Raw genomic sequence first — 12,731 nt, 5'->3', positions numbered from 1 at the left:
TCCGCTCCCGGTGCAACCCCGGTTCGCGGCATCCGATCCGCGTGCAGAGTGGGAGGTGCCGCCGCAGTCGGGGGCGCCACACGAGCCGATCGGAGAAGCCAGATGAGTGCCGACCACCACGGACGAGACGACGAGCACCAGCACGAGGACAACGAAGCGGCCTCGGCCGGTTCCGAGTCGCCGGAAGAGGGCGCCGAGGCCGAAGAGGCCGCCGAGGACGCGCGTACCGACCGCTGACCAGTGCGCCTACGGCGATGCCCGTAGCGCCTGAGAGCACCCGGCGCAACGGGCATCGCTGTGAGCGCGGTGGCGGTGATGCTTCGAGCATGGCTGCTTCCTCGCGTCTCGCCGACCTGTCCGGGCTTACCGTCGTCGTCGTGGGGGCCTCGACGGGCATCGGGCGAGGCGTCGCCCTGCGCGCGGCGAGCTTCGGAGCGGCCGTCGTCGTGTTCTCCCGGCGACCGGACGCGCTGACGAGCCTCGTCGAGCGCATCCGGGATTCCGGCGGACGAGCTCATGCCGTGGTCGGGGACGTCTCGCGTGCGGGCGACCTCGAGCGCCTCGCCGACGAGGCGGAGACGGTGTTCGGGCGCATAGACGTCTGGGCGCACAACGCCGGCGTCGGCACGATCGGCCTGTTCGGCGACGTCCCGATCGAGGAGCACGTCCGCGTCGTCGAGACGAATCTCATCGGGGCCATGCGCGGAGCGCACGTCGCGCTTCGTCGATTCATCGCGCAGGGATCCGGCGTGCTCGTGAACACGGCCTCGGTCGAGAGCGTCGTGCCCCTGGCCTACCAGGCCTCGTACGCGGCGGCCAAGGCCGGGCTGCTCAGCCTCACCCAGACGTTGCAGCAGGAGCTCCGGCTCACGGGAGTCTCAGGCGTCGCGGTGGCTGCCGTGCTGCCGTGGGCCGTGCGGACACCCTTCTGGCGGCACGCGGGCAACCACGCGGGCCGGGCGCTGCGGATGCCGCTCATGGATGAGCCGGAACCGGTCGTCGACGCCATCCTTCGTGCGGGCCTGCACCCGCGGGTCGCGCAGCCCGCCGGCTGGAAGGCACGGGCCTCGCTCATCGGTGCGCGGCTGGCGCCTCGGGTGACCGCGCGCCTGTCCGCCGACATCGCCGACGCGCGCGTCCGTCGCGGTGCGAAGACGCCGCCGAGTGACGGCGCGCTCTTCGAACCCCTCGCTGATCCGGCGACCGTCGCCGAGACACCGCGGCGCTGACCGCCCGCCCGGGCTAGCTCCGCCGAACTGTGCGACGCACGACGCGGAACACGCCCCACACGGCGAGCACCCATGGGCCCGCGACGAGAACGGGGTCGAGCCAGGTGTGGCGCTGATCGACGCGGCCGCGTCCGAACCGCGACCGGATCGGATGCCGCCGGGCCTCGCTCAGAACACCCGTCTCGGTGATCGGGTTATCGGGCCGCGTGGTCGCGAACGAACGCAGATGCGCACCGATCGCCTCGACGCGATCGCCGGCGATGAGGAGCAGCCAGTGCGCGGCGCGCCCCTCGCTGAACCGGACGTATCCGAGCCTGCGGATACGACCGGACAGTCCGTGAAGCGGCTGCGCCGTGCCGTAGACGGGGGTGAGGAAGGCATGCTCGATCGAGCGCTCGCGGCGCGGGTCGAGGCCCTGGCGTGGCGGCATCCCGCGCTCGGCGGCGGCCTCGTCGATTCTCTCGACGGTACCGGAGGGACGGTCGGCGGGATCGAGGTCGACGCCCCATCCCGGTATGCGGGCGCGCAGCGCCGCGCGGTCGGGAGCCGGGCGGGGCACGCTCGCGGTGTACGGGGTCGGCACGTCAGAGCGGTTCGAGGTCATGGGTCAGCCTTCCGAGGGGACGATGACCGTCTTCACGCAGTCATCGAGCTTGGACGAGAACATGTGGTATCCCTCGGCGATGTGGTCGAGAGGGATGCGGTGGGTGATCATGTCGCTCGGCGAGATGTACCCCGCACGGATGTGCTCGAACAGGCGCGGCCACTGCCGTTTGACCGGTGCCTGGTTCATCCGCAGCGTGAGTCCCTTGTTGAGCGCGTCGCCGAACTTCACCGCGCTGAACAGCGGACCGTACGCACCGATCACCGAGACCGATCCGCCTTTGCGTGCCCCGTCGATGGCCCAGTTCAGGGCGACGGGCGAGCCTCCCTGCAGCTTGAGCTTGGCAGAGGTGACGTGCTGGGTGACGTTGCCGTCCGCCTCGGCACCCACGGCATCGATGACGACGTCGGCGCCGAGGTAGTCGGTCATCCGCTTCATCTCGACGACGACGTCGCGGTGCTCGGAGATGTTCACCGTCTCGGCGTGCGCGAACTCGCGCGCCTTCGCCAGCCGGTAGTCGAGGTGGTCGAACGAGATGACCCGCCCCGCCCCCATCAGCCAGGCCGACTGCGCCGCCGCGAGGCCGACGGGCCCGGCACCGAGCACCATGACGGTGTCGCCCTCGACGATGCTCCCCAGCTGGGCGCCGAAGTAACCCGTCGAATAGGCGTCCGTGAGCATGAGCGCGTCCTCGTCCGACATCCAATCCGGGATGATGGTGGGTCCGACATCCGCGAAGGGAACGCGCACGCGCTCGGCCTGACCGCCGTCGTATCCGCCCGCCGTGTGCGAATAGCCGTAGATGCCGCCGACCGCGGTCGCGTTGGCGTTGACGTTGTGGCAGTTCGAGAACAGCCCGCGTGCGCAGAAGTAGCACGATCCGCAGTAGATGTTGAACGGCACCATGACCCGGTCGCCGACGGCGAGGTTCGTCACCGCACCGCCCAGCTGTTCGACCACGCCGATGAACTCGTGGCCGAAGGTGTGACCGATCCGGGTGTCGGGCATCATGCCGTGATAGAGGTGCAGGTCCGAGCCGCAGATGGCCGCGAGCGTCACCCGCACGATCGCGTCATGGGGGTGTTCGATGCGCGGATCGGGCTTCTCTTCCACACGGACCTTGTACGGTCCGCGGTAGGTCATGGCTTTCATCGATCGCCTCTCTGCCGGGGTTCGAGCGGACACGGTGCCGCCACGATGCGGCCGCAGCCCGGCGACGGCCCACGGGCTGGACGAGCCGACGACTGCGCGCTATCGTCCGCGCGCGTCGCGCCCGTTCCGTGAGGTGAGCTTGCATACGCGGATGATGCCGGTCAACCCGCTCGAAGGATGCCGCGCGGGGCACGTACGGTCACGGCTGTCACCCCCGAGGAGCCCCATGAGCACCACCATCGAGACCGTCCCGATCGATCTCGGCGTCGCCGACCCCCTGCCGTTCTGCTCGAGGGGACCTGTCAGCGCCATGCTCCAGCGGGTGCTCGTCGCGCCGGCGACGAGCGGTCTGCCCGTCGATGCTCCCGAGATCGTCGGTCGCGCGCTCGCCGAGACGGGCGACATCCTCCGCGACGATGATCTGCAGCTCGCCCTGTTCCTGATGTACGCCCTCCACTACGGCTCGCTGCCCGGCCTCGACGCCTCGTGGGAATGGGAGCCGTCGCTCATCGCCGCGCGCGGCCGCATCGAGCGCGCCTTCGAAGCGGCCCTGCGTGATTCCGCCGAGGTCATCGACCCGCCCGAGCCCGACCGTGACGCCGTCGCTCGCTGGCTGTTCGACCTGACCGCCCCGACCGCGGGGCCCGGCATGTCGCGATACGTCGCGAAGAAGGCCTCGCTCGAGCAGCTGCGCGAGTTCCTCATCCTCCGCACCGTCTACACGCTGCGCGAAGCGGACCCGCACTCGTGGGCGATCCCGCGGCTCAGCGGTCGCTCGAAGGCGGCGCTCGTCGAGATCCAGTCCGACGAGTACGGCGGCGGTGACCCGGCACGCGTGCACGCGACGATCTTCGCCCAGACCGTGCGCGGCGCGGGCATCGACGACACGTACGGCGCGTACATCGACACGGTGCCCGCCGTCGTGCTCGCCAGCCACAACGCCATGTCGCTGTTCGGGCTCCACCGTCGCCTGCGCGGCGCGATCGTCGGTCACCTCGCGGCGTTCGAGATGACCTCGTCGATCCCCAATCGCTCCTACGGTGACGGCTTCCGCCGCCTCGGATTCGGGACCGACGTCACGTGGTACTTCGACGAGCACGTCGAGGCCGACGCCGTGCACGAGCAGATCGCCGGCCGCGACCTCGCGGGATCCCTCGCCGAGGACGAGCCCGACCTGCTGCCCGACATCCTCTTCGGCGCCCGCGCGTGCCTGGTCCTGGACGACCTCGTGGGCGACCATGTGCTTGCCGCCTGGGAGGCGGGGCGCAGCGTGCTCCGCGGCGGCGTTCTTCCCGACCTGACGGCGTGATGCGCGGGGACGTCGAGTACGTTCTGCCGCTGCGCTGGGATGACGAGACCCATCGGGCCGATCAGGCCGAGCTGGGGGAGTACCTCGCCTGGCTCGCCCGTCGCGTCGACGTCACCGTCGTCGACGGCTCGCCCGCGCACCTGTTCGCCGCCCACCGCCGAGACTGGGACGCCGTGCGGGTGGTTCCGCCGTCGGTCCCCGGCCGCAATGGGAAGGCACGCGGAGCGATGACGGGGCTTCTCCTCGCCCGGCATCCGGTGACCGTGATCGCCGACGACGACGTCCGGTACGACGACGGCGCGCTGCAACGGGTGGTTGCGGCGCTGGCGGATGCCGACATCGTCCGGCCTCAGAACATCTGGCAGCGACCCCGCCCGTGGCACGCCCGCTGGGATACGGGCCGAACCCTCATCAACCGGGCCTTCGGGGGAGACTTCTCCGGAACCGTCGCCGTGCGGACCGCCCGCGGACGCCCCGGATACGACACCGACGTCCTCTTCGAGAACCTCGAGCTCGAACGCACGATCCTCGCCCGCGGCGGCCGCCGTCGCATCGTACGCGACATTTTCGTCGCGCGCCGGCCCGCGACTGCCGGCCGCTTCGGCGAGCGGCGGGTGCGCCAGGCGTACGACAGCCTCGCGCAGCCCGCTCGGCTCGCGGTGGAGCTGGCAGTCGTTCCGCTCATCCTCGCGCTGCGCCGGCGACCGGCAGCACTCGCGCTCGCCGGGGTGGCGGTCATCGCCGTCGCGGAGGCCGGGCGCCGCCGCGACGGGAGCCATGGGGTGTTCGGGCGGATGGATGCGTTGTGGGCCGTCCCCTGGGTCGTCGAGCGAGGCGTGACGAGCTGGGTGGCGCTGTCTCTGCGCCTGCGCGGCGGGGTGCCCTACCGGGGCACGCGACTGCGGAAAGCGGCGAACAGCATGAGAACGCTACGGAAGAAGGAGACACGATGAGCGAGCACCGCGGTGCATCCGTGACCATCACCGCGTGCCCCGACGGGCCGCTGCTCGTGCGGGGCGACGTGGAGCTGCTCGATGACGCGGGCAACCCGATCCCGCGCAACCGGCGCACGATGGCTCTCTGCCGGTGCGGCGTGAGCGCGATCAAGCCGTTCTGCGACGGCACGCATAAGCTCTCGGGCTTCAGAGCCGACTAAGCGCGCGCCCGCCCGGGCCACGGCGCGCGCCGATGCAAGGGATCACCATCGACACCCCGGCCGGAACGGCATCCGACCGGGGTGTCGAGTGAGATCCCTTGCATCGGGGCACGGCCGCGCGCCGGCGACCGTGCCCCGCCGAGGATCAGAGCTTGTCGCGGATGACGCCCTCGGCCTTGTCGAGGAGATTCGGCTTCGCGTCGGTGCCGTAGAACCGGGGGTCCGGCTGCGTGGGCGGGGGCATCGGAACCGAGGTGTCGGGTCCGTCGAGGTACGTGAACTCGCCCTTGCCGTCGGGGGTGGGACCCGATGCCCACGAGCCCTCGGCTGCCGCGGCACCGTCGGAGAAGTTGATGTACTTGTACGCGTGCTCGCGCGCCTCGTTCGAGAGCGGGAAGTTCGACGGCACGGGGATGTCCTCCACTCCCTCTTCGCGCAGCTCCTGCGCCGCGCGGATCCACTGGTTCTGGTGCATCGTGTCGCGCGCCAGGAGGAACGAGAGCATGTCCCGGACCCCCTTGTCGTCGGTCATGTGGTAGATCCGCGCGACCTGCACACGGCCCTGCATCTCGGCGTTGGCGTTGGCCGTGAAGTCGGCGAGCAGGTTCCCGCTCGCGGTGATGTACGAGCCCTGCCACGGGTTGCCGTTCGAGTCGACCGGGCGCGCACCGGCCCCGGCGACGATCGCGGACTGCACATCCATGCCGCCCATGACGGCGCCGAGGACGGGGTCGGACTTCGCCGCAGCCTCGGACTGCTCGGCCGGGGCCTTCTCGAGCAGCTGCGCGATCATGATCGCGAGCATCTCGACGTGGCCGAACTCCTCCGCCCCGATGCCGTAGAGCAGGTCGCGGTACTTGCCCGGGATGTGGGCGTTCCACGCTTGGAACCCGTACTGCATGGCCACGGTGATCTCGCCGTACTGGCCGCCGAGCACCTCCTGCATCCGTCGCGCGAAGATCGCGTCGGGCTTCTCCGGACGGGCCTCGAACTGCAGTTCCTGTCGATGAAAGAACATCTCGCCTCCTGGGGATCGGCCGAACGCCGAGTGCGCCGGCGCCGCGAACGTACGTCGGGCCCGCGGCGCACGCCACGGGCCTTGACTCCTCCCGGGCTCGGTGCAACCATCACGCCCGCGCGGCGGGTGGCGGCGGATCGATCTGTCAAGCCCCGCGCGCTCCTCCTAGCCCCCGCGGATCATCGGGCGGGACCGGAGGGGGAGCCATGACCGATCACCGACCGCGCGTGACCGAGGTCGCCGAGGGCGTGTATCAACTCGCCCGCGGCGGCGTGAACGCCTACCTCGTGGCGTCCGATGACGGGCTCGTCCTCATCGACGCGGGCCTCCCGCGCACGTGGCCGCTCCTCGAACAGGCCCTCGCGGCTGTCGGCGCCCACCCGTCCGACATCGACGCGCTACTGCTCACCCACGGCCACTTCGACCACGTGGGGATGTGCGAGCGCCTCGCAGACGAGCACCACCTCGTCGCCGACGTGCACCCCGGCGACGAGGAGCTGGCGCGGCATCCATACCGCTATGCGCACGAGGCCGCCCGGTTCCCGTATCCCTTCCGCTACCCGGCGGCGCTCCCGATCCTGGCGAGGATGGTTGGCGCGGGAGCGCTCGGGGTGAAGGGCGTGCGGACCGATCCGTCGATCGTGCCCGGACACTCCATCCCGCTCGCGGGCGGCATCCTCCCGATCGCGACACCCGGCCACACCGACGGGCACTGCGCGTTCCTGCTCGAATCGGCCGGGATCCTGCTGACCGGAGACGCACTGGTCACCCTCGATCCGTACACGGGACGCACCGGTCCGCGGGTCGTCGCTCGCGCGGCCACGGCGCACAGCGACGAGGCGCTGGACTCGCTCTCGCTGCTCGCCGAGACGGGTGCACACCTCGTGCTGCCCGGCCACGGCGCGGTCTGGCGGGACGGCGGCATCGCCCCCGCTGCGGCCATCGCCCGCTCGCGGGGCGTCGACTGAGGCGGCCCCGCACGGTCGCGCGATGCCGGACTCGGCCCTCTCGTGTCAAGCCCCGTGAATCCGACGGCCGAGGGGGATCGGGTAGAAGCACCGTTCGACGACAGAGAGGGATGACCATGGAACCCCAGCAGCAGAACGTCCCGGGAACCGATCAGGCGATGGTGCCGAAGCCCGACTACGGCGAGGAGACCTACCGCGGCTCCGGGAAGCTCGCCGGCAAGCGCGCGCTCATCACCGGCGGCGACAGCGGCATCGGCAAGGCTGTGGCGCTCGCCTACGCCCGCGAGGGAGCGGATGTCGCCATCAGCTACCTCGAGGAGCACGAGGATGCCGAAGAGGCCAAGCGCTTCGTCGAAGAGGCCGGGCGCCGCGCCGTCCTCATCCCGGGTGACATCTCCGACCCGGCCCACTGCCGTGAGGTCGTCCGCCGCACCGTGGAAGAGCTCGGCGGGATCGACATCCTGGTCAGCAACGCCGCCTTCCAGATGAACCGCGAGACGCTCGAGGAGATCCCCGACGAGGAATGGGACTTCACGTGGGCGACGAACGTCGACGCGTACTTCCACCTGACAAAGGCTGCGCTGCCGCACATGGGGCCGGGGTCGTCGATCATCGGGTCGAGCTCGGTGCAGTCCGACCAGCCCTCGCCCAACCTCCTGCCCTACGCGGCGACGAAGGCGGCCATCGCGAGCATCACGGCATCGCTCGCGCAGATGCTGGGCGAGCGCGGCATCCGCGCGAACAGCGTCGCCCCGGGGCCCATCTGGACCCCGCTGATCCCGGCGACCCTGCCGGCGGATGCGGTGGAGAGCTTCGGCGAGCAGACGCCGCTGGGACGCGCCGGGCAGCCCGCCGAGCTCGCCTCGGCCTACGTGCTGCTGGCGTCGGACGAAGCGTCGTACATCTCGGGCGCACGTCTGGCGGTCACGGGAGGCAAGCCCATCCTCTGAGCCCGGCTCTCGGGACCGGCGTCCGGCGCCGTTCGTTCACGCAACGCTCGTCCGCGGTTCACTCGCCGCGGGCGGGCGTTGCCGCACGATGGATCGCACCCGCCGCGTCGATCCCGAAGGTCCTGAATGAGCGCTCCGCTTCGCGTCCTCTCCCTCACCGAGGGCTTCTTCGCCGGCGGGGCTCGAATCCTGCACAACGATGTCGTCGCCGGCCTCCACGCGCGGGACGAACAGCACCACAGCGTGCTCGCCATCGCGTCGCGGGCGCGGCGCGAGTCGACCGTCCAGCACATGGCCGGCGACCCGCGGTATCGGGCGCTGCGCGCCTCGGGCATCGGGATCACGTCTCTGGGAAAGACGGCGGGGCCGGTACCGCACGCGCCGCACGCCTTCTCCTCGCGGCAGTTGCGCACCGCGGCGCGCGCTATCGCCGCGGCCGACGTCGTGCTCACCCTCAAGGAGCAGCCGCTCGGACTCCTGCTCGCTCTCGACGAGGCGATGATGCTGCCCGACCGGCCTGTCGTGACATGCCTGCACCGGTCCGACCCGGAGCATTCGGGCGATGCTCTGGAGTGGCTGGGTGAGAGCGTCCGTCGTGGGATCGTCACGGCGGCGGTGTCATGCGCGCGGTCGACGGATGCCGCCTACGCGTCGGTCCTGGGCGACACGCAGCGTCATGTCGTCGACAACGGCATCGACCTCTCGCGCTTCGAGCCGTCGGTCACCCGCGGGGGTGACCGCGTGCGGCGTGAGCTCGGCATCCCCGACCGGGCGGTCGTCGTCGCCTATGCGGCTCGGTTCGACGCGATGAAGGATCCCGAGCTGTTCCTGCGGTCGGTCGCCGCGCATCGAGCGCTCGTGCCCGATGCGCACTACGTCATGTGCGGAGCGGGGATGACGCGCGAGAACCCCCGTCTCACGGAGCTGCTGGAGGTCATCGGCGGCGACCGCATCCATGCTCTCGGCATCCGTGACGACATGCCCGCGATCTACCGCGCCGCGGACGTCGTCTCACTCACGAGCGCGTTCGGCGAGGCGGCCCCCCTGTGCCTGCTGGAGGGGGCGGCGAGCGGCGCGGTACCGGTCACGACGGATGTCGGCGACGCGGCCCGCCTCGTCGAGGGGATCGGCATCGTCACCCCGCGCAACCCGGATGCGATCGCGGCCGGTTGGGGTCGTGCCGTCGAGGAGCGCGTCGCGTTCGGAGGTGCCGCGCTCGCCGCTCGGGACCGGTTGGGTCGAGACCGGATGATCACGGAGTACGGCGCCGTCATCGCCGAGCAGGTCGCCGGCCTGCGCATCGCCGCCTGAATCCGCGGTCAGGGCAGCAGGCCGAGACGCCGCGCGCGCGCGACGGCCGCATGACGGGTCGACGCGTCGAGCTTGGCCATCGCCGCCTGGAGGTACGACTTCACGGTTCCCTCCTTGAGGCTCAGAGCCGCGCCGATCTCCGCGTTCGTCGAGCCGAGGGCGCAGCAGGCGAGAACGTCGAGCTCCCGCGGAGAGAGCTGCACCTCGGCATCCTTCGCCGACGCCGCCCCGTCGCCCGCGACTGTGGTGAGCCGGCGCTCGATCGCCGCCAGCCGCGCCCGCAGGTCGGCGTCGTCGATCGTCGCGGCGATGCTGCGCAGCTCGGCGAAGCTCTCGCGCAGGTCCTCTCGCGCGGCGGGGGAGAGGCCGGCCGCGGACTCGGGTGCCGGCGCCAGCGCCAGCCGGCGCTGCACCTCGTCGCGGATGCGCAGCTCGGTGCTGATCGCGTCAGCCGCTCGGAACGCCGGATGCGCCACGAGGTCGCCCACCGGAGCCTGCGACCAGGAGCCGCAGTACAGCACCCCGCGCGCCCGGCCCTCGGTGACGATCGGTACGGCGAAGAGGGTGGCGATGCCCTCGCCGAGAATGGCCCGGTCGTAGTCGTGGGTGATGGTGCGCGCGGTGCGGTAGTCGAGAGCGAGCCGCGGACGCCGTTCGACCATCGCGGCGCCGCCCAGCCCGCGGCCGACGCGCACCACCAGATCGTCGATGGAATGCGACCGCGCTCCGGCGATCGCGGTGACGTGAACCGAGCCCTGGCTCTCGAGGCCGCCGAAGACGACGGGAAAGCGTGTGCTGCGCGCGAGGTCATCGACCGCGCGGGAGACCAGTTGCGCGTCGTTCTCGGGTGCCGCCAGTGCCGTCACGCACTACCTACTTCCGGGGGTGACGGCCTCGTTGCCGCCTTTCGTAGCGTCGACCCTACCATCGCGGTCGCTCGACGACGACGACCGCTGGAGAGCTGCTCACCATGAGGCAAGGAGGCCACATGACCGCATCGCCCACCCACTCGCCGCCTCCCGGCGGAGTGGACTATGTCGCCGTCGAGGAGTCGGCGCCGTTCCGGGAACTCAAGCGCAAGCACCGCAGCTTCGTATGGCCGCTGACGATCGTCTTCCTCGTCTGGTACTTCGTCTACGTGCTGCTGTCGTCGTTCGCGACCGACTTCATGGCGCAGCGTGTCTGGGGTGACATCACCGTCGGTCTGCTGTTCGGGCTCGGCCAGTTCGTCACGACCTTCGCGATCACCATGGGCTACGTCTGGTACGCCAACCACAAGCTCGACCCGATCTCGTCGGCGATCCGGAACGATCTCGAGCGACAGGAGGCCGGATCGTGAACGGATTCTGGGAAGCGGTGAACGGCCTGGGGGCGGCCGTCGTCGCGGCGGGGGAGACCGTCGACAACAACCCGGTGCTGAACATCTCGATCTTCGGCGCATTCGTCGCGGTGACGCTGTTCATCGTCATCCGTGCCAGCCGCAACAACAAGACCGCGGCCGACTACTACGCCGCGGGCCGCTCGTTCACCGGACCGCAGAACGGCTTCGCGATCGCGGGCGACTATCTGTCGGCGGCATCCTTCCTCGGCATCTGCGGCGCGATCGCGATCAACGGATACGACGGGTTCCTGTACTCGATCGGATTCCTCGTGGCCTGGCTCGTCGCGCTGCTGCTCGTCGCCGAGCTCATGCGGAACACCGGAAAGTTCACGATGGCCGACGTGCTGTCGTTCCGGCTGAAGCAGACGCCGGTGCGGATGGCGGCCGCCATCACCACGCTCGCGGTGTGCTTCTTCTACCTGCTCGCGCAGATGGCGGGAGCGGGCGGTCTGGTCTCACTGCTGCTGGGCATCACCGAGCAGGTCGGCCAGTCGATCGTGGTCGCCGTCGTCGGCGTGCTGATGATCGTCTACGTGCTGATCGGCGGCATGAAGGGCACGACGTGGGTGCAGATCGTCAAGGCGTTCCTGCTCATCGGCGGCGCGCTCGTCATGACGATCTGGGTGCTGGCGATCAACGGGTTCAACCTCAACACGCTCCTCGAGAGCGCGGTCGCCGCCTCGCCGAAGGGAGAGGCGATCCTCGGACCGGGCCTGCAGTACGGCGCCAACCCGTGGGACTTCATCTCGCTCGCGGTCGCGCTCGTGCTGGGAACGGCGGGTCTGCCGCACGTCCTCATGCGCTTCTACACGGTGCCCACCGCGAAAGAGGCCCGTCGCTCGGTGGTGTGGGCGATCTGGCTCATCGGCGTCTTCTACCTCCTCACCCTCGTGCTCGGCTACGGTGCGGGCGCCCTCGTCGGTCCGGAGCGCATCGCCTCGGCGCCCGGCGGGGTCAACTCCGCTGCTCCACTGCTCGCCCTCGAACTGGGTGGCCCCCTGCTGCTCGGCTTCATCTCGGCGGTGGCTTTCGCGACGATCCTCGCGGTCGTGGCGGGCCTCACGATCACGGCGGCGGCGTCGTTCGCGCACGACATCTACGCGAACGTCGTCAAGAAGGGGAACGTGCCGCCCGACGGCGAGGTCAAGGTCGCTCGCCGCACGGTTATCGTGATCGGCATCCTCGCGATCGTCGGCGGCATCGGCGTGCAGGGACAGAACGTCGCGTTCCTGGTGGCCCTCGCCTTCGCCGTCGCGGCTTCGGCGAACCTCCCGACGATCATCTACTCGCTCTTCTGGCGGAAGTTCACGACGCGTGGCGCGGTGTGGAGCATGTACGGCGGCCTGGCGGCAGCCATCATCCTCATCATCCTGTCGCCCGTGTTCTGGGGCACCGAGACCAGCGTGTTCAAGAACGTCGGCACGGCCATCTGGCCGCTCAACAACCCGGGCATCGTGTCGATCCCGCTGGGCTTCTTCCTCGGCTGGCTGGGTTCGGTCACCGAGCGGCGGCGGGAGGACCCGGTGAAGGCGGCCGAGATGGAGGTGCGTTCTCTGACCGGTCATGGCGCGGAGAAGGCGGTCGATCATTAGGCCGCGACACCTCGCTGATCGAGACGACGGCCCCGGGCGCGCTGGCCGGGGCCGTCGCCGT

The 12,731-nt window shown here is 70.5% G+C and carries 14 protein-coding genes; 10 read left to right on the top strand and 4 right to left on the bottom strand.

Translation table 11 applies throughout. From position 1 onward, the window contains the following. The first annotated feature begins 102 nt into the window (after positions 1 to 102). The gene (locus ACI2K6_RS10805) at positions 103 to 237 is read left to right on the top strand and encodes a hypothetical protein (protein ID WP_269268695.1); all 135 of its coding nucleotides are present in this window, start codon (positions 103 to 105) and stop codon (positions 235 to 237) included. An 89-nt stretch (positions 238 to 326) separates the two neighbouring features. Then, the gene (locus ACI2K6_RS10800) at positions 327 to 1,229 is read left to right on the top strand and encodes an SDR family NAD(P)-dependent oxidoreductase (protein ID WP_404568613.1); all 903 of its coding nucleotides are present in this window, start codon (positions 327 to 329) and stop codon (positions 1,227 to 1,229) included. 13 nt (positions 1,230 to 1,242) lie between these two features. On the opposite strand, the gene ACI2K6_RS10795 is transcribed toward ACI2K6_RS10800, so the two are convergent. Together ACI2K6_RS10795 and ACI2K6_RS10790 are read right to left on the bottom strand one after the other, a co-directional pair. After that, positions 1,243 to 1,833, bottom strand: a complete 591-nt coding sequence (locus ACI2K6_RS10795) for a hypothetical protein (RefSeq protein ID WP_404568612.1) — start codon at positions 1,831 to 1,833, stop codon at positions 1,243 to 1,245. Between the two features lie 3 nt (positions 1,834 to 1,836). Then, the gene (locus tag ACI2K6_RS10790) at positions 1,837 to 2,985 is read right to left on the bottom strand and encodes a zinc-dependent alcohol dehydrogenase (RefSeq protein ID WP_404568611.1); all 1,149 of its coding nucleotides are present in this window, start codon (positions 2,983 to 2,985) and stop codon (positions 1,837 to 1,839) included. A gap of 226 nt (positions 2,986 to 3,211) precedes the next feature. Here ACI2K6_RS10790 and ACI2K6_RS10785 point away from each other — a divergent pair, with 226 nt between their 5' ends. Genes ACI2K6_RS10785 through ACI2K6_RS10775 form a run of 3 tightly spaced genes read left to right on the top strand, consistent with a single transcriptional unit; the run spans position 3,212 to position 5,450 of the window. After that, complete coding sequence (locus ACI2K6_RS10785) at positions 3,212 to 4,294, top strand: iron-containing redox enzyme family protein (RefSeq protein WP_404568610.1); 1,083 nt, start codon at positions 3,212 to 3,214, stop codon at positions 4,292 to 4,294. Further along, complete coding sequence (locus ACI2K6_RS10780; protein ID WP_404568853.1) at positions 4,294 to 5,247, top strand: glycosyltransferase; 954 nt, start codon at positions 4,294 to 4,296, stop codon at positions 5,245 to 5,247. Before ACI2K6_RS10785 ends, ACI2K6_RS10780 begins: the two co-directional genes overlap by 1 nt. Further along, entirely contained in the window at positions 5,244 to 5,450 is a 207-nt protein-coding gene (locus ACI2K6_RS10775) for a CDGSH iron-sulfur domain-containing protein (RefSeq protein ID WP_112617036.1), read from the top strand. The genes ACI2K6_RS10780 and ACI2K6_RS10775 overlap by 4 nt, the downstream gene beginning before the upstream one ends. A 145-nt stretch (positions 5,451 to 5,595) precedes the next feature. On the opposite strand, the gene ACI2K6_RS10770 is transcribed toward ACI2K6_RS10775, so the two are convergent. Beyond that, positions 5,596 to 6,468 (bottom strand): manganese catalase family protein, encoded by an 873-nt coding sequence (locus tag ACI2K6_RS10770; protein WP_112617034.1) that lies wholly within the window; start codon positions 6,466 to 6,468, stop codon positions 5,596 to 5,598. A gap of 206 nt (positions 6,469 to 6,674) precedes the next feature. Between ACI2K6_RS10770 and ACI2K6_RS10765 the strand changes: the two genes are divergently transcribed. From ACI2K6_RS10765 to ACI2K6_RS10755, 3 genes are all read left to right on the top strand, one after another. Then, positions 6,675 to 7,436: an MBL fold metallo-hydrolase gene (locus ACI2K6_RS10765; RefSeq protein WP_112617033.1), complete on the top strand. Its 762-nt coding sequence runs from the start codon at positions 6,675 to 6,677 to the stop codon at positions 7,434 to 7,436. Positions 7,437 to 7,546: 110 nt separating this feature from the next. Next, a complete protein-coding gene (locus ACI2K6_RS10760; protein WP_404568609.1) occupies positions 7,547 to 8,386 on the top strand; it encodes an SDR family oxidoreductase in 840 nt (279 codons plus the stop codon). 126 nt (positions 8,387 to 8,512) lie between these two features. Then, positions 8,513 to 9,697, top strand: coding sequence for a glycosyltransferase (locus ACI2K6_RS10755; RefSeq protein ID WP_404568608.1), 1,185 nt, complete (start codon positions 8,513 to 8,515; stop codon positions 9,695 to 9,697). Between the two features lie 8 nt (positions 9,698 to 9,705). Here the strand turns inward: ACI2K6_RS10755 and ACI2K6_RS10750 are convergent, their stop codons facing one another. Beyond that, positions 9,706 to 10,563: a LuxR C-terminal-related transcriptional regulator gene (locus tag ACI2K6_RS10750; protein ID WP_404568607.1), complete on the bottom strand. Its 858-nt coding sequence runs from the start codon at positions 10,561 to 10,563 to the stop codon at positions 9,706 to 9,708. Positions 10,564 to 10,685: 122 nt separating this feature from the next. Between ACI2K6_RS10750 and ACI2K6_RS10745 the strand changes: the two genes are divergently transcribed. Further along, a complete protein-coding gene (locus ACI2K6_RS10745; RefSeq protein ID WP_112617029.1) occupies positions 10,686 to 11,036 on the top strand; it encodes a DUF485 domain-containing protein in 351 nt (116 codons plus the stop codon). A 17-nt stretch (positions 11,037 to 11,053) separates the two neighbouring features. After that, positions 11,054 to 12,670, top strand: coding sequence for a cation acetate symporter (locus tag ACI2K6_RS10740; protein ID WP_404568852.1), 1,617 nt, complete (start codon positions 11,054 to 11,056; stop codon positions 12,668 to 12,670). Positions 12,671 to 12,731 lie beyond the last annotated feature (61 nt).

This window comes from Microbacterium sp. NPDC006705 (assembly GCF_044903545.1).
GTDB classification, from domain to species: domain Bacteria; phylum Actinomycetota; class Actinomycetes; order Actinomycetales; family Microbacteriaceae; genus Microbacterium; species Microbacterium plantarum.
Note: the sequence above shows the minus strand (reverse complement) of the source record. Positions and strands in the feature narration are given on the sequence as shown.

Bases quoted from the DNA above. Each gene is read 5' to 3' on its own strand.
- ACI2K6_RS10780 (WP_404568853.1), top strand. From the start codon at position 4,294: ATGCGCGGGGACGTCGAGTACGTTCTGCCGCTGCGCTGGGATGACGAG.
- ACI2K6_RS10775 (WP_112617036.1), top strand. From the start codon at position 5,244: ATGAGCGAGCACCGCGGTGCATCCGTGACCATCACCGCGTGCCCCGAC.
- ACI2K6_RS10745 (WP_112617029.1), top strand. From the start codon at position 10,686: ATGACCGCATCGCCCACCCACTCGCCGCCTCCCGGCGGAGTGGACTAT.
- ACI2K6_RS10770 (WP_112617034.1), bottom strand. From the start codon at position 6,468: ATGTTCTTTCATCGACAGGAACTGCAGTTCGAGGCCCGTCCGGAGAAG.
- ACI2K6_RS10790 (WP_404568611.1), bottom strand. From the start codon at position 2,985: ATGAAAGCCATGACCTACCGCGGACCGTACAAGGTCCGTGTGGAAGAG.
- ACI2K6_RS10755 (WP_404568608.1), top strand. From the start codon at position 8,513: ATGAGCGCTCCGCTTCGCGTCCTCTCCCTCACCGAGGGCTTCTTCGCC.
- ACI2K6_RS10795 (WP_404568612.1), bottom strand. From the start codon at position 1,833: ATGACCTCGAACCGCTCTGACGTGCCGACCCCGTACACCGCGAGCGTG.
- ACI2K6_RS10760 (WP_404568609.1), top strand. From the start codon at position 7,547: ATGACCATGGAACCCCAGCAGCAGAACGTCCCGGGAACCGATCAGGCG.
- ACI2K6_RS10765 (WP_112617033.1), top strand. From the start codon at position 6,675: ATGACCGATCACCGACCGCGCGTGACCGAGGTCGCCGAGGGCGTGTAT.
- ACI2K6_RS10785 (WP_404568610.1), top strand. From the start codon at position 3,212: ATGAGCACCACCATCGAGACCGTCCCGATCGATCTCGGCGTCGCCGAC.
- ACI2K6_RS10800 (WP_404568613.1), top strand. From the start codon at position 327: ATGGCTGCTTCCTCGCGTCTCGCCGACCTGTCCGGGCTTACCGTCGTC.
- ACI2K6_RS10805 (WP_269268695.1), top strand. From the start codon at position 103: ATGAGTGCCGACCACCACGGACGAGACGACGAGCACCAGCACGAGGAC.